Here is a 24555-nt window from a genome sequence, read left to right on the forward strand (position 1 = left end):
TGAAAAACATTCTTTTTCGCAGGTGGGAGCGCGAAAAAATTTTTCCCTACGCTGGGTTACATGGCACGAAACACTCTCTCGGAACTCTTCTCTCGCACAAAGAGCCTCGACGGCGCGGGCTACGGGTCCTACAAGAAGCTGACGGGAGCCTACAGCGAACCAGGCCTGTCGGTTTCCATCGACCGCGTGCAGGCCGATCCTTATGCGAGCCCTTCTAAAGTGCGGCTCATCCTTCCCATGAAGGCCGCGGGCATCCCACAACACCTCGTTGACGATGCCACTGGCAGGGTAGCGGTAGCCGACTTCCTGGCTCGGCGTATCCAGGCCGATCCCCACCGCCCGCGTAACGTACATATCGGTGACATCGGTCAGCAGGTCCTCGAGCGCACTCACGTGCTTGTCACCCCGGATCGCGTGGAGGCTCGGCTGCTCGTCGGTCTGCCTGCCAAAGGCCGCCGCATCCTCGGCCGCCAGGCCGCGCATTTGCTGGCCGATGATTTGCCGAACCTCTCCGACGACTGCCTGCGCCACGATCGCTTCGCCCCCGCCGATGTTCAGGCTCTCGAGGATCACGTAGCACTCCTGCGCGACCAGGAGGCTCTGCGCGCCCAGCTGAAACCTCGCAATCTCGTCGCTTTCGTCGGCAACGGCGCGATCCTTCCGCGCGCTGCGGGAGATAGCGACCGTCCACTTGGCGCCAACCAGGCCACGGCCTTCGAATCCCCGGAGTCCCTAGCCCAAACCTTTGAACTCCCCAGCGGGCGCATCGTCACGGGCATGGGCATCCCGGAGGGCCTCACCGTCATCGTCGGCGGCGGTTACCACGGCAAGTCCACGCTGCTGCGCGCCCTGGAGCGTGGCATTTACCCGCACGTTGCCGGCGATGGTCGCGAATGGGTGATCTCCCGCGTCGACGTCGCCAGCGTGCGCGCCGAGGATGGCCGCCCCATCACCGGCGACGACATCTCGCCGTTCATCACCAACCTGCCCACGGGCGCCGACACGCGCCACTTCACCACCACGAACGCCTCGGGTTCCACGTCCCAGGCCGCCAATGTCGTCGAAGCGCATGCCGCCAGCACTTCCGCGCTGCTCATCGACGAGGACACATCGGCCACCAACTTCATGATCCGCGACCGCCTCATGCAGCGCCTCGTACCAAACGACAAGGAGCCCATCACCCCGTTTGTGCAGCGTGTTCGTTCTTTATATGACGCCACCTCGGTCTCCACCGTCCTTATCGCTGGTGGCTCGGGCGCCTATCTGCGGCTGGCCGATACGGTCATTGCCATGGATTCCTACCGCCCCAGCGAGGTGACCGCACGTGCTCACCACATTGCACGGGAGGGGCAGGCCACGGAAGACATGAAAGAAGCGGAAGTCGCGGGGGAGTTCCGCCACATCACTGCCGGACGTGTATTGGCGCGCGGGACTCTATCTTCCCGCAAGCCGCCGAAGCCGCGCGGAGTATCCACCATCAGCGTGGACCGCTCCGACATTGACCTGAGCGCCGTCGGCCAGCTGGTTGCGCCGTCCCAGACGGCGGCGATTGCGGCGGCGCTGGCGTGGTTGTCCAAGAATGCCGACGGCCAGACCCCGCTGGTGGATCTGGTTGCTCGTCTGGAGCAGCAGATCACCGAGAAGGGTCTGGCCGTGCTGACGCCGGGGCGCGATCACCCCGGCCACTTGAGCCGCCCGCGCGGGGCGGAAATCCTGGCTGCGGCGAATCGCTACCGGGAGCTCAAACTCGCCTAGAGAACCTGGCGCTTGTTCTCCTTGAGAACCTCCATGCCGCGGGTCGGGTAGTCGGTGATCAGACCGTCGACCTTCGCGTCAACCATTGCCTGCATGTCGGGCTTCTCGTTGACGGTCCACGGCAGAACCTGCAGGCCTGCCTCGTGGGCGGAGGCCACGCTTTCCGGAGTGACCAGCTTGTAGTGCGGAGACAGGATCTCCGCGCCCAGCTGGGTCGCGGCCTTGCTTACATCGCCGCCAACCTTGTCGTAGTTAACGTCACCGATCCACTGGGAGCCGGACTTCCACGTGGTGGCGTCATAAAGAAGGGCCAGAGAAATGTCTGGCTGGGCCTTGCGTACCAGCGGCAACGAGCGCCAGTCGAAGGACTGGATGGTGGTGCGGGATGTGGCCTTGTTGGCGCGCACGACCGGCAGGATCGCGTCGACGAATTCCTGCGGCTCGGCGGACTTTTCGCGATCCTCTGCCTCGATCTTGGTTTCGATGTTGAAGCGCATCTGCGGGTCGGCAGCGGCGATGTCGAACACATCTTGCAGCTGCAGCAGCTTGTTTTCTTCCTCGGCCTTCGCATCCGGGAAGTCCTTCAGCACCTTGTTGCAGTTCAGAGTCTGCAGCTGCTTCCAGTTCAGCTCATGGATGAGCTTGCCTACGTAGGGGAACTCCGGGTCATTCTCGGTGGCGGGCTTGGTGTCGGTGCACTTGTCGGCCTGGATCTCTGGGTCGTGCCAAACAACGGGAGTGCCATCCTCGGCCAGGACGATATCCAGTTCCAGGGTAGATACCCCCATCTTCACGGACTCTTCGAATGCCTTGCGAGATTCCTCGGTGTACTCGCCACGTCCACCACGGTGGGACTGCAAGTCGAAGCCCTGCTCTTCTTCGGGCTGCGGCGTGGTAGACGAGCCAATGGTGAGGTTAAAGGAGGATCCAGCGATGGAGGAGCCAACGGAGGAGTTGGTGGCGGCAACAGCGGTGCCGGCGGAACCGAGGGAAACGATGGCGGCCACTGCTGCGGCAGCGGTCTTGCGCCAGGTGAGGGGTGTCTTCATACTTTCCTTACTGCGAGTTGTGAGTGCTGCGGTGGAGTCGTGAAGTAACTCACACAAACCTAACAGTCGCTCAGCTACTCGGCAGCGCGAGTTTGGTTGGCATCCCAGATTGCTGCTTCGGCGATGAGGAGGTCTGCAAGTCGCTCGTGGTGGAAGCGCGAGTACATGGTTGAGCCGCGGCGCATGAGGCGGACATTGAGCTCATAGGCGGCTGCCAAAAAATTTTTGTACTGAGGAAACTCGATTTGCTTGTCTATGAGTAATGCGAGGTTCTGGAGCGGGAATGCGAACCGAGTGACTTCCTCGACCTGGTACTGGCCATTTTCTACGAACCACCGTGAGAAAGCCTTAGCCTCGGGATAAAAAAGCTTTTCCGGTTCTTCGTCCAGACTCGTATTGATCACGACTTCTACGAAGTAGTCATCGCCTTCAACATCCAGTGTTCTGCTTGCGATGATGTACAAGACCTCGAGATTTCCGCAGGATAGCGTCAGGAGCCGTTGCTGTGTTTTAGTCCGACTGGTGGAGGGCATGCAACTGACAGTCCACAGTTGGCGCGCCGAGGCGGCCGGGTCGGGAATAGTCTCTGAGATATACCAGCCCAGCACGTACCGGATGAGGTCAATCTGAGGGTGGGAGAGAAGCTGCAAAAATTTTTTATCGGTGGCCTCTTCTAAGGACGCGGCCGCACCCTTCGCACGCTCCTTGTCCCAAGGTAACTTAATGGTCTTGCCTTCCACGGAGACGAACATCGCGTCACCCTCACCCCGTGGTCGCCCCGTCAGCATGACGTTTCGTAGCGAGGTATCCCGTTCCGATTCCGAGATCAGCGCTCTTTCAGCCTCATTCAGGTCCTTCTCTGACATCGGAAAGAACTCGACTGCGACAATATCGTCGTAGGTTCGGTGATGCTTGTTGAAGCGGGTGACCATGTCTTTCGTCTGGCCGCAATAAGCATCACCATTACTGAAACGGATGCGGTACACGCCGCATCTTGATTGCCCGCCAGCGAAGCACGACGCGAGGGAATCCATATCGCTTACGTCCAGCAGACGTCCCTGGGGAAGCTCCATATATGAGACTTTACTGGCTAGATCCACCCATTCGTTTTCGCCAGGTGCGCCGCCTCGTAGCGATTTCCCGCACCTGTCTTCGCCATGATGCTGGAGATGTGGTTACGCACAGTTCCCGGCGAGAGGTGCAGCGCCTTGGCGATGGAAGGGGAGCTCTTGCCCTCGAAGAGCTGCTGGCACACCTCGGTTTCCCTCTCGCTAAGGGGATTATCGGGCGTCAATAGGCTTTCCTGGGCGAGCGTCGGGTCGATAACGCGCAGACCGACATGGACTCGTCGGATAGCATCGGCGAGCTCCTCGGGAGGCGTGTCCTTAACGATGAACCCGTCCACGCCAACCTCCATGGCACGTTTCACGTACCCGGCCTTGCCGAATGTCGTCACGATCAGGCAGCGGCATCGATTACCGGCGAGCTCCTTTGCGGCATCGATGCCGTTCAGCCCCGGCATCTCGATGTCCAGCAGAGCCACGTCGATGGGCTGCTGCTGCGCGAGGGCCACGGCCTCGGTCCCGGTCGCGCATTCGGCAACGACCTCGATGTCCGGCTCCGCGTTCAGTAGCGCGATCAGTGCCCCGCGAACCAGTGATTGATCCTCGGCAAGTAGTACACGAATCGTCATCGGGCGGCCTCCTCTGCCACTGCGCTATCGTCGATCAGCTCGTCGTCGTCTTCCATGGCAATCAGCACGGTACTCAGGCCCTGTTCGCGGCGCACAATCAGCTTCCCACCGGCTTCCTCGACTCTTTGGCGCAGGCCGGCCAGACCGCCTGTACCCTGCGTGGCCTCGCCGTTAAATCCGCAGCCGTCATCGGTGACCTGCAGCTTGTCGGCTGTGACGCTCACCCAGCACGCACTCGCCCCGGAGTGCCGCACGACGTTCGTCGTTAGCTCGCGCAGACCCCAGGAAAACACTGTGTCGTGTGCGCCCGGTGCCTTCAGGAGTTCGGGTAGATGCGCGGTGACGCCCTTAGTTTCCAAAGCCCGGCGCGCCGCCTGCAGCTCACCGGCGAAGGTGGGTGTGCGCATTCGGGTGACCGTCGAACGCACCTCCGCCAAGGCTAGGCGGGAGAGGTCGCTGATTTCCTTGAGTTCCTGCTTAGCCTGCTCGGGGTTGTTGTCCATTGCCCGCCTGGCGACCTCGGACTTCAGGTTGATCACCGTCAGCGAGTGGCCCAGCAGATCGTGCACATCGGTGGCAATGTCCTCCCGTTGCTGCGCCAGGTCCAGGTCGTGTCGCAGCTTGTGGCGGGATTCATCGTATTGGCTGAAGATCCCAAGTGCGACGAGCATCAGCGGCATGCCGAAAAGGGTGAATGCAGCCCAGGTAAGGTCGTCCGGCGACCAGTTCCACACAGCGACAGTCCCGAGCACACCCGTTGCCACCACGATCGGCAGCGCCTTTCGTAGCGTCACCGTGAATCCCAACATCGCGGCCAGGTAGGGAGCAAAGGACACTGCGCCAGACTTCATCGCGGGCACGCTGGCCAACGCAATGGCTAGCAGTATGCCCCAGCGCAGCAGTGCCCGCGCAAGTGTTCCCCAGTCACGGGGGAAGTACTTCAGCGAGCCGAAGGCGTAGAAGTAGAACGCGCCGAAAGCCAGCAGGCATACTGTCATCCAGGCTTTCGCCGTAGTAGAGAATCCTTCCCCCATGTAAACCTGCAGAGCGACGGGCACCAGGAATACCAGCCATATTGAAGCGAAGATGGCGGAGTTCAGCCGGAACCCGTCGAAAGGGCGCATTAGCTGCGTTCCTTGTCGCGCTTGCCCATCAGCAGGCAGAAGCCTACGAAGATCGCCGTCCATACCGCGATGCTAACCCAGGCGTACCACATCGGGTCGTACATAAATCCATCATCAAGCAGTTGCGCACCTTCGGCCAGCGGCCAGCGAACCAGCGTCATCGCGCCGTACATCGGAGTGAAACGGCCCACCTGCAGAAGCGATCCGCTGAGTGGCATAAAAACGTTTCCGGCGAAGGCCAGGATCACGATGGAGGCAGTGGCGATGGCCACTGTGTTCTCCTTCGGAATAGTCAGCGTCCACGCCAAGCCGTAGAAGCCAAAGGGGATAGAACACAGCACACAGGCAATGAAGCTCAACGCCCACTGGTCGGCCTGCATGTGGGCCCGGGTCAGTCCGCCGACCATAAACACGGCCACGATCGGCAGCACCGCACGCACGGCGATGCTCAGCCCATTGGCGAAGGCTAGCTGCCACGGGCGCAGGGGAGTAAGGGCCAGCTGCCTGCCCCAACCACTGCGGTTATCTGTCACGGAAGTACCCGCTGCGCCGACCGCGCCTACCACGCCGGCGTAGAAGGCCATGCCCAGCATGACGAATGCGGAGACGTTACCGCCGTTCATTTCCTGATCGCCATATTCCTGCATTGCGCCGAAAACCAGGTAGAAGAAGATTGGCAGACCGACGCTGAAGAACAAGGTGGTCATGTCCCGGCGCAGGCGTAGCAGCTCGTAGCCGGCGAATTTTAGGGTGGTGCTCATTGCTCTAGGCCTCCTGGTTTTCGTTCGTCAGCGCAAGGAATGTGTCCTCCAGGCTGTGGCTGGTGATGTCGAGATCTCGGGCGTCAGTTTCCGTCAACAGGTACCGGGCAAGCGCGTCAGAGTCGTTGGTTGTTATACGAAGGCGACGGCCGTTTACTTCACTCTTTATGACGCCCCTAAGGCTCGATAGCTCGGGGAATCCACCCGGGAACTCGGCGCTAACCACGCGGTTGGCGCTCATGTTTCGCAGCTCGTCGGTGGTGCCGTCGGCAACAATTTCGCCTTCGTGCATAAGCACGATGCGTTGGGCGAAGTTGTCCGCTTCCTCTAGGTAGTGGGTCGCGAAGATGATCGTGCGGCCCAGCTGCGCCTGATGCTTCATGGAGTCCCAGAAGCGGTGGCGTGCGCCGGCGTCCATACCAGCGGTGGGCTCATCGAGGATGAGGATGTCCGGGTTGCCGAGGATTGCTAGGGCGAAGCGAAGACGCTGCTGCTCGCCGCCGGAGCACTTGCCTACGCGCCGCTTGTAGATGGGTTCCAGGTTGGCCTGCTCGATAACCTCTTCGAGCGGTAGGTGCTCGGGGAATGCGGCGGCGATCATCTCCACCGTGTCCTTCACGGTCAGTTCGTGGAGCAGGCCACCGGTCTGCATTAGTGCGCTGATGTTTTGGTCGTACACTGCCTGCTTGGGGGAGCGGCCCATGACTCTCACCGTCCCGGCGGTCGGGGAAGTGAGCCCCAAGATAAGGTCCACGAGGGTGGTCTTGCCCGCACCGTTGGTGCCGAGCAGTGCAATAATCTCGCCTGGGCGAACGCTGAGGCTAACGTTCTTCAGCGCATGCACCGGTTGGTTGGAACGTGGCTTGAAGGTCTTGCTGATTCCTCTTACTTCTATGGCGTGTGCCAGTTGTGTCGCACTCATGGTCTTAACGTTATTTCGGGGCTGAAAAGTGCACGCATAGGTTTCGTCACGGAATGCACCATGACGTTTGTCATGGGCTGTCTTGGGCGCTGTAGAAAATCTTTTTCTTCGTTGCTTGGTCGTGGTAACCAAAAAGCAACGATTTGCGTTTTAAAGTAAACGAGATGAGTGTTATAGCTTCCACCAGTTCGCGCGGCACCTCCAAGAGGCTGCCGGGCGCTTTCGGCGCGTTCGTGGCTTTCGCCCTGCTCGCCGCGTATGCGGTCTACCGGCTCACTCTGCCGGAAACTCGCGCTTCCTGGTTCACAAATCTCTTTAAGTGGCCGACGGACTTTAAGGTCTATTACAACGCGGCGGTGGCTCTGAACAGCGGGCAGGAGCTGTACTCCCAGCCTTTCGTAGGGGGCCTTCCTTTTACGTATCCGCCCTTTTCCGGCGCGATCTTCAGGGTGCTGCCCTTGGCCCCGTTCGAGGTTGCGGCGAGTATCTGGTTGGCGCTCACCGCGTTGGTGCTTTTCGCGGTGATTGTCGGTGTTTTCCGCGAGCGTGGTTATGCCTGGTCCCCGGGGCTAATCCTCGTTTCCCTGGCGGCGCTAGTCGCTTCCATCCACCTGGCCCCGGTTTTCGGCACCTTCTTCTGGGGCCAGATCAACATCTTCCTCATGGGCTTGGTTGCCCTGGATTTCCTGCGCAGGCGCACCGGCAACAAGGGCGGCGGCGTATTCAGTGGTGTGGCCGCCGGCATTAAGCTCACCCCGGTCTTCTTCTACCTGCCGTTGTTGCTGGGCAGGCGCTGGCGCGCGATGGTCTACATGACCCTCACGATCCTCGCGACCGTCGTCATTGGCTTCCTGTTCGTCCCGGACGCCAAGTCTTTCTGGCAGACCAAGATCTTCGAAACCCAGCGCATCGGCGGCGAGGACAATCCCGGCGCGCAGTCCCTCGGCGCAGTCTTGCACCGCCTCGGTTACGACAACACGGTGCTGTGGCTCGTCGGCGTTGTCGCCATCGTGGTGCTGTACAGCATCGTGGTCCTGGGCTGCTACCGTCGCGGTAACTACTCGATGATTATGGCCCTCGGCGGCGTTGTCGCCTGCATCATCTCGCCGTTTAGCTGGTATCACCACTGGGTGTTCTTGGTACCGCTCTTTGTCGTTTTTCTGGACGCCGGGTTCCGGCTGGTACAGGCGGTCTCAGACAAGGTGAAGGGAGTGCTGGGCTGGGTTGTTGAGCAGCTCCTGAGCTTCGCAGTGGTGGCGGTATTGACGGTGGTGTTCCTGCCTTTCGTCAGCAACGCCACGTCCCGCAGGTTCGGCTTCTTCGGCCAGGGCGTGGCTCACGATAACCCGCTGTGGCAGGGCGCCTTCACCTTCCTGGGCGTGGCCTTCGTCGTGGTGGCTGCGGCGTACTATGCGGTGCGGTATTTCACGGACCGCCGTGCTACTGGGACCGAGCGCGACGCTGCTGATTCTCTGTAAAGGTGCGTTCGGCGAGGGATTCGCCGGCACCGTCCTGCAGGTGGACAACAACGTTGATCCCAAGTTCTTCGAGTTCCTCGACATCCTCGCGGTACATGGCCACTGAACTGATGGTGCATTCCTCCGGATTGATGTTGGAGGCAAAAATCTCCTTTACTGCGTCTACGTTGGCGTGCTGGGCGGGCATGGCAAGCATGATCATGTCGATCTGGTGGCTGTCCTTCACGCGCTCCCAGAAGTCGATATCTGTGGCGTCGCCCTCCACAACGTTGTAACCGCGCTCCTGCAGGTGGCGCACTCGGGCGGGGTCGTGCTCCACGCCCAAGACCTTCGTGCCGTAGACCTCGGTGAGTTCGTTGTAGCAAGACACCCCCAGGCGGCCCACGCCGAGAACCAGGGCGTGGGCATCGCCGAGTTTGATGGGGCGATCCTCTGGGTGGATCTTGTGCGGCGGGCGCGTCGGGAGGCGCTTTGCCAGGCGTGTTGCCCGCGAGACACTCTGCGGGTTCAGAATTGCGGAAATGACGAAGCTGAGGGATACCGCGAGTACTAGGGAAAGCAGCCAGCGCTGGTTGAGCCAACCGTCACTTACTCCGAGAGCAGCGATAATGAGCGCGAACTCCGAGTAGTTCGCCAACAATAGTGAAGCGAGAACGGAGGTGCGATTGCGCAGTCCGAGTCCCCACAGGATCGCCCAGTAGGCGATGCCTTGGACGGGAAGCAGAATGAGCAACAGGGCAGCGTCGGCGAGGTTTTGCAGGTTTGGTAGACCCAGGAAGCCGATGTTGACGAAGAAGCCGACTAGCAGTAGTTCCTTGAGGGTGAACAGGGAGTGGCTGAGTTGTTCTGCGCCGGGGGAGCGGGAGAGAACAATGCCCATGATGAGGGCTCCGAGGCTGCCGGAGAGCCCCACCCATTCGAAGAGCGCGTAACCCGGCAGCAGGGCCATAACGATGCCGAACAGGGCACCGAGTTCACCGTGGCCGAGCTTGTACCAGCGGCGGGTGGTCAATGCCAGCAGCGGGACGATGGCGACCAGCAACAGAGAAGCCAGGCGTGGCGGTTCGCCCCGAAGGATGCTCATGAACGCGACGGCCAGAATGTCCTGCATGATCAGTACGCCGATGCAGATATTGCCGTAGAGGGCTTGCTCGTCGCCGCGGTCCTGCAGAATCTTGATGACGACGATGGTGCTGGAGAAGCTCAAGACCAGCGCGATGTTTACAGCCACGGAGAAATCGGTGGGGCCGAAGGCGCCAAGCGCGCCGAGGGCGGTGATGAAGCCCGCGCCAATCAGCGTCATCACAAGAACATGGGCACTAGCGGTGAGCCAGACTGCCTTATCCATCAACGCTCGAAGATCCAGGCGCAGGCCGATGGCGAAGAGCATGAGGGTCACACCGATATCGGCGAAAAGGTCCAGGGAATCAACGTGTTCCACACCGGCTGCGTGGAGTGCGAAGCCGGCGGCGAGGAAGCCAATGAGGGGTGGGAGCCGCACGGCCCAAGCGAGGAGGCCGCATACGAAGACCACACCGAGGTAAATCAGCAAGAGTTCCATGGATGTAGTCTGCCTCACAGGGGCTGGTAACTCGCCAATGGAGGCGATTTCTACCCCCGAGTGGGGCAGATAGTATTGAAGGCACACGACCTGCGGCGGTTTTCAGGACAGGAGGTGCGCTGTGAAGCCGATTAGCTATACCGAGTATGAATCACTGCGGGAAACTGCCTACCTTTTGCGCTCTCCCGAGAACGCTCGCCGCCTCCTCGGTTCCATCGAGAACCTGGAGCGGGGGCGCGGCGCCCACCACGCCCTCATTGAGGACTAATGATTCTCGTTTGAGATGAGTCTGCCTTGGGGGGACTATTTGTGGTGGCAGACGGCGGATCGCCGCTACCACTACGGGAGCTGACTTAGAACGGGTAGTCGGTGGCGTCGGGAGTCAAGAAAAGAACGCCGACGACCGTGCCCTCTCGGCTGACAGCGACCCGCGACATTAGTTCGCCGACTTCATGGTTGAGCGTCGAGACGACGACCGATGTGCCTGTGCTTTTTGTGGAGAGTGCTTCTGACGCCGGGGCCGCGTTGCGGTCTCCCTTTATAGGAACGATCGTCTGGTCGGTGATCTCCTGGAGCTCGCCGAAGTCGGTCAGGATTGAAGTCCACACGTCCACGATGACGGACCAGGGGAGGTCGTCACGGACGTGCGGATCGAGCATTTCAATGGTTTCTGCTTCTTCGCCCCTGGCAACGTGGCGAATGAGTGCGTCGGAAATCTCTGGGAGCTTGTCGGTTGATACTGGGGACATGGTTTCTCCTGTAAAGGGGTTTCGTACCGCACCGAATCGTTTGAAGGCTGCCTGGCGGGAAACGTTGAGCGCTTGCCCAATGTCCGCCCATGAATGTCCCGCGTTCCTTGCTTGCGAGACGGCATCCTCCAATTCGTGTTCGGCGAGGCTGACTGCTTGCAGTGTGTGTCGGATATTCGTCAATGGATCCATGACCGTAAGTCAACCATAGGTTGACGGTGGCGTCAACTAGTGGTTGACACTGGGGTGGGAGGTCGCTCTTAAACCTTGAAAGATTGAAGTTGTTCGGTATTTCGTTCGATGATGACAGCACGATGTCTATCGGGGGTGATGCACTAGAAGGCGAGACAGCGCGTGCGTGTCTCGAGAACGATTTTGGACAGTGCGTTTACCGTAGGGGCACTGAAACTTTTGGCTCAAGGAGGCATTCCCGGATGAGTACAGCGGAACTCAATCAGTCCGCCGTTTGGAACACAGCGGACAAGTTTCTGCGCTCCATCGTCGAGCCTGAAGATTACGGAGACTATATTCTGCCGATGACGGTGCTGCGTCGTCTCGAGTGCATTCTCGCTCCGACCAAAGACGAAGTGCTCGACCTGGTATGGAGTCTTCAGGAGGAGGGCTTCAGCGACGAGATGATCGATTGGGAGGTACAGGCCCGTTTTGGTCTTTCCTTCTACAACTCTTCTCGCCTGGACCTGACGCGGATCGCCCAGCTCGATGACCACGTATATGAGGCGCTAATGGATTACGTTGGCGCGTTCTCGGCCTCCGTCCGCGACGTGTGGGATGCTTTCGATTTCGCGGTGAAGATGAAGACCCTCGACAGTGCCTCGCGCCTGTGGCCGGTGGTCAAACACTTCGCCACCATCGACATGAGCATGGAGGCGCTGCCCGACGCCCAGATGGGTGACCTCTTCGAGCACGTCATGTACAAGGCATTCGACACCAAGGGCAAAGCCGCGGGTGCGTTCTACACTCCGCGTGACGCGATCCGGCTCATGGTGGATATTCTTTTCGCTTCCGACGACGTCGGGCTGACCGCAGACGGCGCTTCGCGTACCGTGTACGACCCAACTGCGGGCACGGGCGGCATGCTGCTCGTGGCTGCGCGTGCCCTCAAGGAGCTCAATCCGGATATCGAGGTGGTTTTGGCTGGCCAAGAGCTCATGTCCACTGGTTATGCTATCGGTAAGGCTGACCTGCTTATCCAGGGCGGCGAGCCGGACGCCATCCGTCACGGTGATACCTTGCTCAACGACCTCTACGAGGGCGAGCAGTTCGAGTACATCCTCTCCAACCCTCCGTTCGGCATGGACTGGGAGGTGCAGCAGCAGTCGGTGAAGCAGCAGGCTAAGGTGCCTGGCTCCCGGTTCAGCCACGGCCTGCCGGGCAAGGACGATGGCCAGATGCTTTTCCTGGCCCATGTCGCTTCGAAGCTCATGCCCGCAGGCCCCAATGGTGCGGGCGGTCGTGGGGCGGTGGTGTCCAATGGCTCGCCGCTGTTTACCGGTGCGCCCGAATCGGGGCCGGATAAGATCCGCGGCTGGCTGCTGGAAAGCGACCTGGTGGACGCGATCATCCAGCTGCCGACGAATATGTTCTACGGCACGGGGATCTCTACCTATGTGTGGATCTTGGACACGAACAAGGAGGAGCACCGCAAGGGCTTCGTCCAGCTGATCGATGCCTCCGAGTGCTGGTCGGTGCCGGATAAGGGGTTGGGGGAGAAGCGCCGGGAGATGAAGGAACCCGACCGCAAGCGCGTGCTCGAAGAGTACGCCGCCTTCGAGGACACCGAGATCTCGAAGGTGCTCACCCCAGCGGACCTGGGCTTCCGCGACGTGAAGGTCACCAAGCAGAAGCGCCTGTGTGTGGCAGTCACCCCGGAGGCTGTGGCGCAGGTGCTGGGGCATAAAACTGCCGTGCCCGAGCATGCTGACGTGCTTGCCGACGTGGCGGACGTGGAGTTCAATGACCTGCCGGAGGCGCTGAAGGCTGCGGCCAAGAAGCGTGGCGTGAAGATGCTCGCCGGGATGATTGACGAGGTGCTTGAGGCAGTCGGAGTACCGGACGAGAATGCTGACCCAAGTTTCGATCGCAAGGGTAACCCGATCCTTGATCCAGCCTTCTCCATGACGGAGCGGATCCCGCTTACGGAGGACGTTGGCGAGCACATGGCCCGCGAGGTCCTCCCATTCGCGCCGGACGTCACCTGGGACGAAGAAGCCTCCAAGGTGGGCTACGAGATCCCGTTCAAGCGGGTGTTCTACCGACCAACGCCAGTCCGGTCGCTGGAGGAAATCGACGCTGACGTGGCCGCGGTGATGGGCCGCCTGGCGGAGAAGTTTGCGGAGGTGCGAGAGTAATGTCTTTCACCACCTGGCTACGTAAAGTAAACCCAACCTGGGATGTGGTGCCTGCCAGCGTTCTCTTTGCGGAGCGTAGTGAAAAATCAAAATCTGACGACGTTCATTTAACGCCGTCGCAGAAACTCGGGGTTCTACCCCAAGATGAATATGTAGAGCGGACTGGTGCCCAGGTGGTACGGAACCGCCTCGGCGCCGGAAACATGAAGCACGTAGAGTCTGGGGACTTTATTAGCCACCTTCGTAGCTTCCAGGGTGGGCTCGAATTTTCTGCTCTTTCAGGAAAAGTAAGCAACGCTTATACCGTCCTTTCTCCTCGGAAACCGATCGTAGATCGGTACTATCGTTATCTTTTTAAGTCGTCGCTTTTTGTTGAAGGGCTTGGTAACCTCACAGACCAATTGCGGGATGGACAGACGATCAATTTCGCGCGCTTGGCTCAATTCGGGTTACCGCTACCTGACCTGGAAACCCAGCGCGCCATCGCGGATTACCTCGACCGCGAGACCACTGAAATTGACGCCATGACCGCCGACCTGGACGAGCTGGAGAAGCTCCTGACCGAGCGGCGTAAGGCCGCAGTGACCGCAGCCTTCAACAAATTCTCTACCACCGCACCCCTCTGGAAATTCGCCAAGGTTTCGCCTTCCACACCGGGAATTTACGATCTGGACAAGGGAGAAGACGTGACGTTTATTCCGCTGGAGGACGTCTGGACAAATCAGAAACCAGAGGTTTTCAAGGTCACTCCTTGGAAGGACAAACTTGCTTCATACACGCACTTCGAAAGCGGAGACGTCCTGCTCCCAAAGGTCACCCCGACAGTCACCCACGGCCGCGCGATGGTGGCAAACGTTACTACCAAGCTGGGTGTGGCAACCTCTGAGGTATACACCCTGCGACCTAATGAAAGGACGAACCCCGATTGGTTAGCGTTCTTCCTGACGTCGCAATCTTTCCTAGATGAGGCGGGCGTTTCCGTTTTAGGAACAGGGGGCTTAAAGCGAATAAGTACCCAGTTTGTCCAGTCCTTCCCTGTACCCGACATGAGTCGTTCGGAACAAGACGAGCTGGTCAGGGACATCGACTGCGAGACCGCCGAGATCGATGCCATGCTTGCCGACATCATGGAACTGCGCGACCTACTCGCCGAGCGCCGCGCCGCCGTCATCGCTGCGGCCGTGACCGGACAAATCGATATCCCCATCGCCGAGGAGCCCACCCATGCCTAGCTCAGACATCACCCGCGAAAAAGCGCACGAGAGCGCCATCTGCAACGCCCTCGCCGAGCGCGGTTGGGCCTACGAGGAAGGGAAGAACGACCAGGGTTGGGATCGGCGCCTCGCGCTCTACCCAGCCGATGTGCTGCAGTGGCTCTCCACCCAATACCCGGATGAATATGCCAAGGCCGTGCCTGCGGACGCCCCGGAGGCCACCCGCGAGGTCTCGCAGCGCAAACTCCTCGAGCGCGTCGCCGAGCAGCTGGAGTCCAAGACCCGGAAGGATCCACAATCCGGGCGCACCCTCGGCGGGCTGCTGGGCACCCTGCGGGAAGGCTTCAAATACGCCCAGGTCGGCGCCCGCTCCGCCACCTTCGGCCCCATGGTAGCCTTCCCGCCGGCGAACCCATTGCTGGAGAAAGTCGCCGAGCGCGCTGAAGAGAACATCCTGCGTGTCATCCGCCAGGTGCACTTTGACCCGAAAACCAACGAGACGATCGACCTCGTGCTCACCGTCAACGGCATCCCCATCGTGACGATGGAACTGAAGACGGACAGCACCCAGTCCGTGGCCCACGCTCGCAAGCAGTACCGCGAGGACCGCGTGCCAAGCCCAGCTCGTCGTCTGCTGCAGCCGGGTCGCGCGCTCGTCCACTTCGCCGTCTCCAATGCAGAGGTCTACATGACCACGGCACTTAAAGGTTCGGATACCTTCTTCCTTCCCTTTAACCGGGGCGTCGACGGCGGTGCCGGAAACCCACCCATCCCCGGCAAGTCCGAAACCTCCTACCTGTGGGAAGAAGTGCTGGAACGCGACATGTTCCTCCGCATCCTGCGCGACTTCGCAGTGTGGGAACCAGACGCCAAGCCAAAGCGCGGCACCCCGGGTGGCAAACTCATCTTCCCTCGCTACCACCAGCTCCGCGCGGTAGAGCGCGTCACACGGGACGTCACCCGGCGCGGTGCCGGCGGGCGCTACCTCATCGAACACTCCGCGGGTTCCGGCAAGACTAAGACCATTGCGTGGCTGGCCCACCGCCTCATTCGGCATGTCGACAGGGATGGACAGAAAACCTTCGACTCCGTCATCGTCGTTACCGACCGCACTGCCCTGGACACTAACGTCCGCCAGGACATGCAGATGATGGACGCCTCCATGGGATTGGTGGTTTCCGTTGGCGAGAATGCTGGGGCGAAGTCCCCGCAGCTGCGCCAGGCGATCGAGGAGGGCGACCACATCATCACCTGCACCCTCCAGACCTTCCCACACGTGCTCAAGCTGCTCGAGGACGAACAAGACCTCGCGGGCCGGCGCTGGTGCGTGATCGCCGACGAGGCGCACTCCTCCCAGACCGGCTCCAGCGCCTCCGCGCTACGCGAGCTACTCACGGATGTCGAACTCGACGAGGGGGAGGAGTACACCGCCGACGACCTGCTGGAACTACGGCAGGAAGCCATCGCCGACGCCGAAAACATGACCTTCGTGGCACTCACCGCGACGCCCAAGGGTAAGACTCTGCGCCTGTTCGGAACCGAAACCCCGGACGGTCACTTCGTCGCCTTCGACACCTACCCAATGGGCCAGGCTATCCAAGAGGGCTTCATTCTCGACGTGCTCGGCAATTACTCGACCTACCAAATGTGGGCCGAAGTCCGCGACGAACTGGGAAGAACCGAGGAAGTAGACGAGAATGCAGCAGTCACCGACATGGTGCGCTTCGTCCGCCTGCACCCAACCTCCATCGCGCAGAAAGTGGAGGTCGTCATCGAACACTTCCGCCGCAACGTCGCCCACCACCTGGGCGGCCAGGCCCGCGCGATGGTCGTCACCTCCTCCCGAAAGGCCGCAGTCCGCTGGTCGGAGGAGATGAACCGTTACATCCAGTCCAATGGCTACGACTTTTGCTCCCTGGTCGCCTTCTCAGACGCGGTGCGCGTTGACGAAAACTCCGAGCCGGTCACGGAAGTCCATCTCAACGGCGTCTCCGACGTCGAGCGTGCCTTCAAGGACGACGAGCAGGACTATCGCGTCATCATCGTCGCGAACAAGTTCCAGACCGGCTTCAACGAGCCCCGGCTCTGCGCGATGTACGTCGATAAGCAGCTATCCGGTGTCACCACCGTTCAGACACTCTCGCGGCTTAACCGCATCCACGAGAACAAGCCCACCCCGATGGTGGTGGATTTCGTCAACGACCCGGAGATGATCGTCAAGGACTTCCAGCGTTACTACGCCGGGGCCTCCATCAACACGGACATTGACCCAAACGCGCTGCACACCCTCGGCGAAGAGCTCGACACCTCCGGGTTCTACACTCCCGAGGAGATGGAGCAGGTCGCGCAGATCTACATGGACGGCACCGACTCGGAAGCGCTCCGCGGTGCGGCCGCACCGATCATCCGGCGCTGGCAGGTGCGACGCGATTCCGGCAAAGATGGGCGCGCCGATGCCCGCAACTTCAAGTCCAACGCCGAAAAATACCGTCACGCCTACGAGTTTCTCTCCCAGATCGTCGCCTACGCCGACGCGGAGGTCTCTAAGCGCGCGATGCTCGCCGCCGTGCTGGAGCGCAACCTCCACCTCTCGGAGTACGACGACGAGGATGAAGACTTCATCACCGGACTCTCACTGGCCGGTGTTGCGATCACCCAAAACGAGATCGAGGTCGATCGGTCATTGACCGACGGGGGAGGAGAAGCCCTAAAGGTGCCAACTTTCGACGTCACCGTCGGCGAGGAAGCCACCCCGCTACGCGCTGCATTCGACGAGGCAGTCGAAAAGGTCAACGACATCTTCTCGATGGCGGGTGTGGACGTAACCTCCGGCGCAACCGCGCATATGATCGTCGCCGCGTGGGGAACGCTCTCCGCTCAGCCCGAGGCGTTGAAGCTAGGACGAACCAATAACAAGGAGCAGCTGAAGCGCTCCAAGAGATTCCAAGGTGAGGCGACGAAGGCAATCTTCTCGGGAATCGCCGAGCGTCAGCAACGCGACGCGCTACTCTCCAGCGACCGAGACGTGTTGCACGGCGTGATTGGAGCACTCGCGGAGCTGATGGCTGCCGCTAAGGAGATGGGAAAGCTGGACGAATAGCCCTTAGTACTGAAATTTGTCGGACTGACAGGATTTGAACCTGCGACCCCTACACCCCCAGTGTAGTGCGCTACCAAGCTGCGCCACAGTCCGCCGAAGCCCTGTTAAAAGGACAACGGCGATAGGTTACCCCACTCCCATCGCCGTTAGGAAATCCCCTGCTTAGACCGGCTGCACAATCTCGTCGGAAACGATGATGCCGTCCGAATCGCAGTAGATGTACTCGCCGGGGATAAAGTCCACGCCGCCGAAGCTCACCGTCACGTCGCGCTCGCCCTCGCCGGTCTTCGTGGACTTGCGCGGGTTGGTGCCCAGCGCCTTGCAGCCGAACTCCATCTGGCCAATCACCTTGGAATCGCGGATCGGCCCGTTAACCACCACGCCAGCCCAGCCGTGATCCTTGCCCAGCCCCGCAATAATGTCGCCCACCAGCGCGGTGTGCATCGACGCATCACCGTCGATCACCAGCACGCCACCGGGGTTGTCCTCCTGCAGCACCTTTTTCAGCAGCGCATTGTCCTGGAAGCACTTCACCGTGGTGATCTTCCCGCAGAACTCCACCACGCCGCCCAGGTCGCGGAACTGCGTGTCACAGCTGCGCACGTCGCTACCAATGATGTCCACCAGGTCGGCGGTCGGAATAAAAGTCAGTTTCTCTTCAGCCATGCCACCTACTTTAGGCGCAAGCCCTCCCACGCCGCGATCAATTCGCCTACGCGCTGCCCGGATCCCCTCTGCAGAAGCAGGTGATCCATCCCCTCCAGGCTTACCCAGTCCGCGCGAGGCAGGGCTGCCCGCATCGCATGTGCCTCCGCCACGGGAACCACCAGGTCATCGGGGGAGTGCAGCACCAGAGACGTGGCGTCAATAGAAGAAACAGCGGCCACAGTATTGGCCGAATCGGCCGCGGCGAGCTCATCCAACAGCGCCTGGCCCAAAGAAAGCTCCCGCTGGCGCTCGAACATCTGCATAATCTCCGGCGCTCGCTTCGCGGTTTCCTGCAGCTCAAAGGGCGTGCCGACAGTCACAATGCTCTCCACCGAAGCGACCTCCGCCGCCGCCCGCTGCACCGCCGTGCCTCCCAGCGAATGGCCCACCAGCAGCTCCGCCCCGCCGAACCACTCGGCAGCCGCGCGCACGTCGGAAACATTCGTCGCCAGCGTGGTCTCCTCGAACTCGCCACCCGAGTCGCCCAGTCCAGCGAAGTCGAATCGCAAGCTCGCATAGCCCGCCCGCGCCAGCGCCTTGGAAATGCGCGTCACCCCAATCGCCCCGCGCGTACACGTAAAGCAGTGCGCGACGACCGCCCGCCGGGGCGCATCCTCCAACTTCACATCCCGCGGCATATCCACCGTTCCCGCCAGCTGCCAGCCACTTTCTGTGGGAATGGTCACGTGAACGGAGCGTATCGTGCGGGTCATGGATCGCCTCTCGCCTCAAGTCGATTAACGTGGTCTACATATTCTTACACCTCAAACTCGAAGGGCACATTCATGGCATTTGACTGGTTCTGGAAGGCGATGGGATCTTCCCCGAAGAAGAATCAGAAGAAAAGCCGGGCCGTGGTCGCTCAGGCCGACTCGTCGCGCTACTCGGGGCTAAGCGATGCGGAGCTTCGTGACGCCGCCTCGGACGTGGTGACCGAACAATCCACTAGCGAGGATGGCCACCACTTCGGTGGGCAGGTAGACGACGCTCCCGCGCTGCTGGCAATCCTGCGCGAAGCGGCAAGCCGCACCCTGAACATGGAGCCCTTCGACGTGCAGATGCAGGGCACCTACCGGCTGCTGCACGGCGACGTGGTGGAAATGGCCACCGGTGAGGGTAAGACCCTAGCCGGCGCGATGGCCGCCGTGGGCTTTGCTTTGCAGGGCAAGCGCGTCCACGTCATCACGGTCAACAGCTACTTGGCTGGGCGCGATAACGACTGGATGGGCCCGATGTTCGACTTCTTTGGGCTAACCCACGGCGCGATCCACGAGGACCTCACCGCGGACCAGCGCCGCGACATCTACTCCCGCGACGTCATCTTCGGAGCCATCAACGAGCTCGGCTTCGACGTCCTGCGCGACCAGCTGATCACCCGCCGCGCCGACCAGGTGCGCACCCCGGCGGACGTGGCCGTGATCGACGAGGCCGACTCGGTGATGGTCGACGAGGCCCTCGTGCCACTGGTGCTCGCCGGTTCCGAGCCCGGCCCCGCGCCCGCCGGCCGCATTACCGACCTGGTCAAGCGCATGGAGGAAGATAAGCACTTCCACGTCTCCGAGGACCACCGCAACGTCTTCCTCACCGACGAGGGCGCAGCGTTCGTAGAAAAGCAGCTGGGCGTGGAGTCTCTATACGAGGACGAAGGCGAGCTTCTGGTGCAGGTTAACGTCGCCCTGCACGCCGAGCACCTGCTGATCCGCGACGTCCACTACATCGTGCGCGACGGCAAGGTTGCTCTTATTGACGGCTCCCGCGGCCGCGTGGCCGAGCTGCAGCGTTGGCCCGACGGCCTGCAAGCGGCAGTGGAAGCCAAGGAGGGGCTGGACGTCACCGACGGCGGCCGCATCCTCGACCAGATCACCATCCAGGCGCTGGTCGGCATGTACCCGGAGGTCTGCGGCATGACGGGTACGGCCCTGGCGGCCGGGGATCAGCTGCGACAGTTCTACAACCTGCAGGTTTCCGTCATTGAACCGAACGTGCCGAACATCCGCTTCGACGAGGCCGACCGGGTGTACGTCTCCGCCGCCGAGCGCAACGACGCGGTGGTTAAGCACATCGTGGAGGTGCAGAAGACCGGCCAGCCGCAGCTGGTGGGCACCCAGGACGTCGCGGAATCCGAGGAACTGGCAGAAGCTCTGCTCTCCGCGGGTGTGGAATGCTCCGTACTGAACGCGAAGAACCACGAGGCCGAGGCGGCCGTCGTCGCCGAGGCCGGCCGCCCGGGCCGCGTGACCGTCTCCACGCAGATGGCCGGCCGCGGTACGGACATCAAGCTAGGCGGCACCGACGAGGCCGAACACGACGAGGTCGTGGAGACCGGCGGCCTGCACGTCGTGGGCGTGGGCCGCTTCCGCTCCCAGCGATTGGATAACCAGCTGCGCGGCCGCGCGGGCCGTCAGGGCGATCCAGGTAGCTCCCTGTTCTTCGTCTCCCTGGAAGACGACGTGGTCGCCGTGGGCGGCGCAGGGGAGGAGCTGCAAGCCCAGCCCAAGGACGACGGCCTGCTGCCACAGAAGAAGGTCCAGCAGTTCGTGGACCACTGCCAGCGCGTGACCGAGGGCCAGATGCTGGACATCCACGCCACCACCTGGAAGTACAACAAGATGATCAAGGACCAGCGCGACATCGTCAACGATCGCCGCGACACCCTGCTGGATACCGCCGCGGCCTGGGACGACCTGAGCTACCACAACGTCGACCGCGCCGCGGAGCTGAAGAAGCAGGGGATTAGCGAGGAAGTGCTGGAGCAGGCCGCCCGCGAAATCATGCTGTTCCACCTGGATAACGAGTGGTCGGAGCACCTGGCTTACCTGGATGACGTGCGCGAGTCCATCCACCTGCGCGCCATCGCCCGCGAATCGCCGATCGACGAGTTCCACCGCATGTCCATCGCCGCCTTCGGCGAGCTGGCCGAGCGTGCCGTCAACAAGGCCCGCGAGACGTTTGACGAGGTAGAGATCACTTCCGAGGGCGCCCAGCTGGGCGAGATGGGCCTGCACAAGCCCAGCGCTACGTGGACTTACATGGTGAACGACAACCCGCTATCCTCCTCCGGGGGATCTGTGATGGGGTCTATCGTTCAGATGTTCCGCTAGCTGCTTTAGGGTATTGTTAGACGTATTGTTATAGCCGAACCGATTAGTTCGAATGAGAGGACTTGAAAGCCATGAGCGATAACACCGGAGTGCCTGAGGCATCTGTCGAGACCACGTCAGTCTTTCGCGCAGACCTTCTAAAGGAGATGGAGTCTGGTTCGCAGCACGATGCCTCTCCCGCCGGTGTGGAGGGCCTTCCTGAAGGCTCTGCGCTGCTGGTTGTGAAGCGCGGCCCGAACGCTGGCTCCCGCTTCCTGCTGGACCAAGACACGACCGCCGCTGGCCGCCACCCGGACAGCGACATCTTCCTGGATGACGTCACCGTTTCCCGCCGCCACGCTGAGTTCCGCCGCAATGGCGACCAGTACGAGGTTGTGGACGTCGGATCCCTGAACGGCACCTACGTGAACCGCGAGCCGAAGAACTCCTCCGTTCTGTCCAATGGCGACGAGATCCAGATCGGCAAGTTCCGCCTGGTGTTCCTGAACGGTTCGAAGGAAGCCTAAGGAAAAGTGAGCGCACAGAGAAGCCACGCTAGCGCTCCTGCACCTGCCTCCTCACCAGCCGGAAGGGTTCTTCCCACTTCGTCCATTGGCGATGTGCTGAAGCAGCTGAAGCCGGACTTCCCGGACGTCACCGTCTCGAAGATCCGCTTCCTGGAATCCGAAGGTCTGGTTAGCCCGCGCCGTTCGCAGAGCGGTTACCGGCGCTTTTCCCCGGAGGATATTTCCAGGCTGCGCTACATTTTGACCCTTCAGCGGGATAACTACCTGCCGCTGAAGGTTATCCGCGAACGTCTGGAGGCAATGGACTCCGGCAAGGTCACCCCCGTGACCGCCGCCCGCAAGTCCGCCCCCGGTGCGATCTCCCCGGAGCAGATGCGGGCCACGCAGTCCCGCCGCCTGACCCGCGCGGACGTTACGGCGCGCGCCAACGTGCAGGATTCTTTCACCGGATCCCTGATCCGCATGGGGCTGATCTCCGCCGACTCGGCCGGTTTCTTCTCGGTCGATGACGTCGAGATCGTGCAGATCGCGCAGAACCTGACCGACCACGGCCTGGATAACCGCCACCTGAAGGCGCTGTTGACCATCGCGAACCGCCAGTTCGACATGGTTTCCCGCATCGCCGACCCGCTGGCTCACGGCCGCGACGAGAACGCCCAGCAGCGCTCCGCCGAGACCGCCCGCGAGATGTCCGCGCTGATCATTTCGCTCAACACCGCGCTGGTGAAGGGCAACCTTGGCTAAAGGCACCGAAGTCGTCTTCCTCGGCCGCGCTGTCGGTAGCTCTCTCGGTTGCGGCGCGCCCGTGCCCGACTGTCTTATTTTTATGACGCCCCAGCGCACCCACATCCTGCCGATCTGGGTGGAGCCAACGTTGGATCTGGGCGGGCGCCCCACGGATGCCGAGGTGCTGGCGAACATCCTGAAGCACGACGAGGCGCGCGACCCGTGGTTCGCCCGCATCGTCACCAACTCCCGCGGCCAAATGACCGCCGGTTTGGTGCTGGAGGAAGGGGAGTCCGAGCGTTTCATCGACATTCGCCCCTCCATCCTGGAGCCCTTGTGGCACGCGGGCGTGATCTTCGACGTGCGCGTTGAACCCGGGGTGGAAAGCTCGCTGATCCGCGTAAACCCCGCCTGGGTCGACGAACTCGAGGCGAAGCTCAAGCAGGTGGACGAAGACGGCGACCAGGTGGACTTCCTACTGGACTGGAGCCCGGAGGACATGGACTTCACCGCCAGCGATAACGCGGATTCCGACTTCCAGCAGATGTGGGAGGGCCTCGGCCTGTCGAGCGACCTCGACGACTGGTTAAAGGAATGACACGCCTGTTGTTACACGTGTGATTTTTGTGACTCGTGTTAAAGTAATGTTCGGCTAGCGGTTGACTGTGCCGCAAACCGGTCTAATCTTTAGAAGAGAATTGAAATTACACCAGGAGTGTTTCATGCAGGATGCCCTTTTCGACGTCCATGGCCCCGACGACGAGGTCGGCTACCGCGTGCCGATCGCCTGCCAAGTCGCCGGCATTACCTACCGTCAGCTGGACTACTGGGCCCGCACCAAGCTGGTTCAGCCCAGCATCCGTAATGCCGCCGGCTCCGGATCCCAGCGCCTGTACTCCTTCCGCGACATCCTGGTGCTGAAGATCGTGAAAGGCCTGCTGGATACCGGCATTTCCCTGCAGAACATCCGCAAGGCCGTGGAAAAGCTGGAGAACCTGGGCGTCGACGACCTCGCCGGCATCACCCTCGTCTCCGACGGCCACACCGTCTACGAGTGCCGCTCCTCCGAGGAAGTCATCGACCTCCTCAACGGCGGCCAGGGCGTATTCGGCATTGCCGTTCCGGGCCTGATGAAGGAACTGACCGGCACCATCACCGCCTTCCCCTCCGAGAAGGTCGTGCAGGACGCTGCCATCGACGAGCTGGCCGAGCGCCGCCGTCGCCGTATGGCCTAAAGCTGCCTCAGAAAAGCTCCCCGCGCCCGCTGGTTCAGCTCCGGCAGGGGACCATCCTGAAGCTGCGGGGCCAACACTCCACCATTCTCTTCTGCGACCTCCACCTTGGAGACCGCCAGCGCCTCATCGGCCATCTGCCGATCCGCTGGCTTCCACAGCTCTGCGCCCGGCTGGCCGCCCTCACCCCACGCCTTGTAAGCCTTAATCGCTTCCGCGTCCGGCTTACGCACAACCTCCGCCTTTAGGCAGTGGTCCAGCTCCACCTCGTTCGCATCGTTAAACTCCTGCACCGCATCCTTCAACTCCGCCTCATTCGCAGCCCACACCTGCACCACGAATTCCCCCTGCGGGCATTCCGGCGCGGCCAAGTCGTCCTGGTTATTCCGCGCCAGCGCCACCCACCCGGCCACTAGGAGCGCCACCACGATCACGGCCGCGAGCGCTGCCCAGACCCATCCGGCAACCCGATAGTTCTGCTTTCCGCTTGCGTGACGTGCCACGATT

22 protein-coding genes and 1 tRNA gene are annotated in these 24555 nt (G+C 61.4%); 11 read left to right on the forward strand and 12 right to left on the reverse strand.

What is annotated here, in order from left to right; all coding sequences use genetic code 11:
* Nucleotides 1-60 precede the first annotated feature (60 nt).
* Entirely contained in the window at nt 61-1755 is a 1695-nt protein-coding gene (locus MHX66_RS00120) for an ABC-ATPase domain-containing protein (RefSeq protein WP_239198246.1), read from the forward strand.
* On the opposite strand, the gene MHX66_RS00125 is transcribed toward MHX66_RS00120, so the two are convergent.
* The 6 genes from MHX66_RS00125 to MHX66_RS00150 all read right to left on the reverse strand — a co-directional run bounded on the left by MHX66_RS00125 (nt 1752) and on the right by MHX66_RS00150 (nt 7304).
* Nucleotides 1752-2804, reverse strand: a complete 1053-nt coding sequence (locus MHX66_RS00125; protein WP_239198249.1) for a glycerophosphodiester phosphodiesterase family protein — start codon at nt 2802-2804, stop codon at nt 1752-1754. The two genes, MHX66_RS00120 and MHX66_RS00125, sit on opposite strands and share 4 nt — an antisense overlap.
* Nucleotides 2805-2878: 74 nt before the next feature.
* Nucleotides 2879-3877 (reverse strand): GIY-YIG nuclease family protein, encoded by a 999-nt coding sequence (locus MHX66_RS00130; protein ID WP_239198252.1) that lies wholly within the window; start codon nt 3875-3877, stop codon nt 2879-2881.
* A gap of 17 nt (nt 3878-3894) precedes the next feature.
* Nucleotides 3895-4497: a response regulator transcription factor gene (locus MHX66_RS00135; protein ID WP_071056447.1), complete on the reverse strand. Its 603-nt coding sequence runs from the start codon at nt 4495-4497 to the stop codon at nt 3895-3897.
* Entirely contained in the window at nt 4494-5621 is a 1128-nt protein-coding gene (locus MHX66_RS00140; protein ID WP_071056448.1) for a sensor histidine kinase, read from the reverse strand. The genes MHX66_RS00135 and MHX66_RS00140 overlap by 4 nt, the downstream gene beginning before the upstream one ends.
* Entirely contained in the window at nt 5621-6382 is a 762-nt protein-coding gene (locus MHX66_RS00145) for an ABC transporter permease (protein WP_239198255.1), read from the reverse strand. Before MHX66_RS00145 ends, MHX66_RS00140 begins: the two co-directional genes overlap by 1 nt.
* Before the next feature lie 4 nt (nt 6383-6386).
* Nucleotides 6387-7304, reverse strand: a complete 918-nt coding sequence (locus tag MHX66_RS00150; protein WP_239198258.1) for an ABC transporter ATP-binding protein — start codon at nt 7302-7304, stop codon at nt 6387-6389.
* Nucleotides 7305-7468: 164 nt separating this feature from the next.
* Here MHX66_RS00150 and MHX66_RS00155 point away from each other — a divergent pair, with 164 nt between their 5' ends.
* Nucleotides 7469-8782 (forward strand): glycosyltransferase family 87 protein, encoded by a 1314-nt coding sequence (locus MHX66_RS00155; RefSeq protein WP_239198261.1) that lies wholly within the window; start codon nt 7469-7471, stop codon nt 8780-8782.
* On the opposite strand, the gene MHX66_RS00160 is transcribed toward MHX66_RS00155, so the two are convergent.
* The gene (locus MHX66_RS00160; protein WP_239198264.1) at nt 8745-10343 is read right to left on the reverse strand and encodes a cation:proton antiporter family protein; all 1599 of its coding nucleotides are present in this window, start codon (nt 10341-10343) and stop codon (nt 8745-8747) included. The two genes, MHX66_RS00155 and MHX66_RS00160, sit on opposite strands and share 38 nt — an antisense overlap.
* Nucleotides 10344-10464: 121 nt before the next feature.
* On the opposite strand from MHX66_RS00160, the gene MHX66_RS00165 reads away from it, so the two are divergent.
* Complete coding sequence (locus MHX66_RS00165; RefSeq protein WP_141747035.1) at nt 10465-10611, forward strand: hypothetical protein; 147 nt, start codon at nt 10465-10467, stop codon at nt 10609-10611.
* Between the two features lie 85 nt (nt 10612-10696).
* Here the strand turns inward: MHX66_RS00165 and MHX66_RS00170 are convergent, their stop codons facing one another.
* Entirely contained in the window at nt 10697-11092 is a 396-nt protein-coding gene (locus MHX66_RS00170) for a hypothetical protein (RefSeq protein ID WP_239198267.1), read from the reverse strand.
* A 434-nt stretch (nt 11093-11526) separates the two neighbouring features.
* Between MHX66_RS00170 and MHX66_RS00175 the strand changes: the two genes are divergently transcribed.
* From MHX66_RS00175 to MHX66_RS00185, 3 genes are read left to right on the forward strand one after another with little or no spacing between them, the layout of a single operon-like run.
* Entirely contained in the window at nt 11527-13461 is a 1935-nt protein-coding gene (locus tag MHX66_RS00175) for a class I SAM-dependent DNA methyltransferase (RefSeq protein ID WP_239198270.1), read from the forward strand.
* Complete coding sequence (locus MHX66_RS00180) at nt 13461-14693, forward strand: restriction endonuclease subunit S (protein ID WP_239198273.1); 1233 nt, start codon at nt 13461-13463, stop codon at nt 14691-14693. Before MHX66_RS00175 ends, MHX66_RS00180 begins: the two co-directional genes overlap by 1 nt.
* The gene (locus tag MHX66_RS00185; protein ID WP_239198276.1) at nt 14686-17775 is read left to right on the forward strand and encodes a type I restriction endonuclease subunit R; all 3090 of its coding nucleotides are present in this window, start codon (nt 14686-14688) and stop codon (nt 17773-17775) included. Before MHX66_RS00180 ends, MHX66_RS00185 begins: the two co-directional genes overlap by 8 nt.
* 19 nt (nt 17776-17794) lie before the next feature.
* On the opposite strand, the gene MHX66_RS00190 is transcribed toward MHX66_RS00185, so the two are convergent.
* From MHX66_RS00190 to MHX66_RS00200, 3 genes are all read right to left on the reverse strand, one after another.
* Nucleotides 17795-17868: transfer RNA gene (locus MHX66_RS00190), tRNA-Pro, on the reverse strand.
* 69 nt (nt 17869-17937) lie between these two features.
* The gene (rraA, locus tag MHX66_RS00195) at nt 17938-18441 is read right to left on the reverse strand and encodes a ribonuclease E activity regulator RraA (RefSeq protein ID WP_239198279.1); all 504 of its coding nucleotides are present in this window, start codon (nt 18439-18441) and stop codon (nt 17938-17940) included.
* A 5-nt stretch (nt 18442-18446) separates the two neighbouring features.
* On the reverse strand, nt 18447-19196 hold the full coding sequence (locus tag MHX66_RS00200; RefSeq protein ID WP_239198282.1) for a S9 family peptidase: 750 nt from the start codon (nt 19194-19196) through the stop codon (nt 18447-18449).
* 72 nt (nt 19197-19268) lie between these two features.
* On the opposite strand from MHX66_RS00200, the gene secA2 reads away from it, so the two are divergent.
* The 5 genes from secA2 to MHX66_RS00225 all read left to right on the forward strand — a co-directional run bounded on the left by secA2 (nt 19269) and on the right by MHX66_RS00225 (nt 24051).
* The gene (gene secA2 / locus MHX66_RS00205; protein WP_239198285.1) at nt 19269-21584 is read left to right on the forward strand and encodes an accessory Sec system translocase SecA2; all 2316 of its coding nucleotides are present in this window, start codon (nt 19269-19271) and stop codon (nt 21582-21584) included.
* Nucleotides 21585-21655: 71 nt separating this feature from the next.
* Nucleotides 21656-22090 carry an oxoglutarate dehydrogenase inhibitor Odhl gene (odhI, locus tag MHX66_RS00210; RefSeq protein WP_034987504.1) on the forward strand — a complete coding sequence of 145 codons (435 nt, stop codon included), beginning with the start codon at nt 21656-21658 and terminating at the stop codon, nt 22088-22090.
* Between the two features lie 6 nt (nt 22091-22096).
* On the forward strand, nt 22097-22834 hold the full coding sequence (locus tag MHX66_RS00215; protein WP_035004027.1) for a MerR family transcriptional regulator: 738 nt from the start codon (nt 22097-22099) through the stop codon (nt 22832-22834).
* Nucleotides 22827-23414, forward strand: coding sequence for a hypothetical protein (locus tag MHX66_RS00220; protein ID WP_035004025.1), 588 nt, complete (start codon nt 22827-22829; stop codon nt 23412-23414). Before MHX66_RS00215 ends, MHX66_RS00220 begins: the two co-directional genes overlap by 8 nt.
* 124 nt (nt 23415-23538) lie before the next feature.
* On the forward strand, nt 23539-24051 hold the full coding sequence (locus MHX66_RS00225; protein ID WP_005294601.1) for a MerR family transcriptional regulator: 513 nt from the start codon (nt 23539-23541) through the stop codon (nt 24049-24051).
* Here the strand turns inward: MHX66_RS00225 and MHX66_RS00230 are convergent.
* Nucleotides 24048-24551: a hypothetical protein gene (locus MHX66_RS00230; protein WP_035004023.1), complete on the reverse strand. Its 504-nt coding sequence runs from the start codon at nt 24549-24551 to the stop codon at nt 24048-24050. The genes MHX66_RS00225 and MHX66_RS00230 overlap by 4 nt on opposite strands.
* Nucleotides 24552-24555 lie beyond the last annotated feature (4 nt).

Source organism: Corynebacterium sp. ACRPH, from assembly GCF_022347285.1.
Lineage (GTDB): Bacteria > Actinomycetota > Actinomycetes > Mycobacteriales > Mycobacteriaceae > Corynebacterium.

What these genes read in the sequence shown, in the direction of transcription:
- MHX66_RS00180 (WP_239198273.1), top strand. Translation starts at nt 13,461, where the DNA reads ATGTCTTTCACCACCTGGCTACGTAAAGTAAACCCAACCTGGGATGTG.
- MHX66_RS00175 (WP_239198270.1), top strand. Translation starts at nt 11,527, where the DNA reads ATGAGTACAGCGGAACTCAATCAGTCCGCCGTTTGGAACACAGCGGAC.
- MHX66_RS00125 (WP_239198249.1), bottom strand. Translation starts at nt 2,804, where the DNA reads ATGAAGACACCCCTCACCTGGCGCAAGACCGCTGCCGCAGCAGTGGCC.
- MHX66_RS00200 (WP_239198282.1), bottom strand. Translation starts at nt 19,196, where the DNA reads ATGACCCGCACGATACGCTCCGTTCACGTGACCATTCCCACAGAAAGT.
- MHX66_RS00130 (WP_239198252.1), bottom strand. Translation starts at nt 3,877, where the DNA reads ATGGAGCTTCCCCAGGGACGTCTGCTGGACGTAAGCGATATGGATTCC.
- MHX66_RS00135 (WP_071056447.1), bottom strand. Translation starts at nt 4,497, where the DNA reads ATGACGATTCGTGTACTACTTGCCGAGGATCAATCACTGGTTCGCGGG.
- MHX66_RS00225 (WP_005294601.1), top strand. Translation starts at nt 23,539, where the DNA reads ATGCAGGATGCCCTTTTCGACGTCCATGGCCCCGACGACGAGGTCGGC.
- MHX66_RS00120 (WP_239198246.1), top strand. Translation starts at nt 61, where the DNA reads ATGGCACGAAACACTCTCTCGGAACTCTTCTCTCGCACAAAGAGCCTC.
- secA2 (WP_239198285.1), top strand. Translation starts at nt 19,269, where the DNA reads ATGGCATTTGACTGGTTCTGGAAGGCGATGGGATCTTCCCCGAAGAAG.
- MHX66_RS00160 (WP_239198264.1), bottom strand. Translation starts at nt 10,343, where the DNA reads ATGGAACTCTTGCTGATTTACCTCGGTGTGGTCTTCGTATGCGGCCTC.
- odhI (WP_034987504.1), top strand. Translation starts at nt 21,656, where the DNA reads ATGAGCGATAACACCGGAGTGCCTGAGGCATCTGTCGAGACCACGTCA.
- MHX66_RS00170 (WP_239198267.1), bottom strand. Translation starts at nt 11,092, where the DNA reads ATGTCCCCAGTATCAACCGACAAGCTCCCAGAGATTTCCGACGCACTC.
- MHX66_RS00140 (WP_071056448.1), bottom strand. Translation starts at nt 5,621, where the DNA reads ATGCGCCCTTTCGACGGGTTCCGGCTGAACTCCGCCATCTTCGCTTCA.
- MHX66_RS00145 (WP_239198255.1), bottom strand. Translation starts at nt 6,382, where the DNA reads ATGAGCACCACCCTAAAATTCGCCGGCTACGAGCTGCTACGCCTGCGC.
- MHX66_RS00185 (WP_239198276.1), top strand. Translation starts at nt 14,686, where the DNA reads ATGCCTAGCTCAGACATCACCCGCGAAAAAGCGCACGAGAGCGCCATC.
- MHX66_RS00155 (WP_239198261.1), top strand. Translation starts at nt 7,469, where the DNA reads ATGAGTGTTATAGCTTCCACCAGTTCGCGCGGCACCTCCAAGAGGCTG.
- MHX66_RS00150 (WP_239198258.1), bottom strand. Translation starts at nt 7,304, where the DNA reads ATGAGTGCGACACAACTGGCACACGCCATAGAAGTAAGAGGAATCAGC.
- rraA (WP_239198279.1), bottom strand. Translation starts at nt 18,441, where the DNA reads ATGGCTGAAGAGAAACTGACTTTTATTCCGACCGCCGACCTGGTGGAC.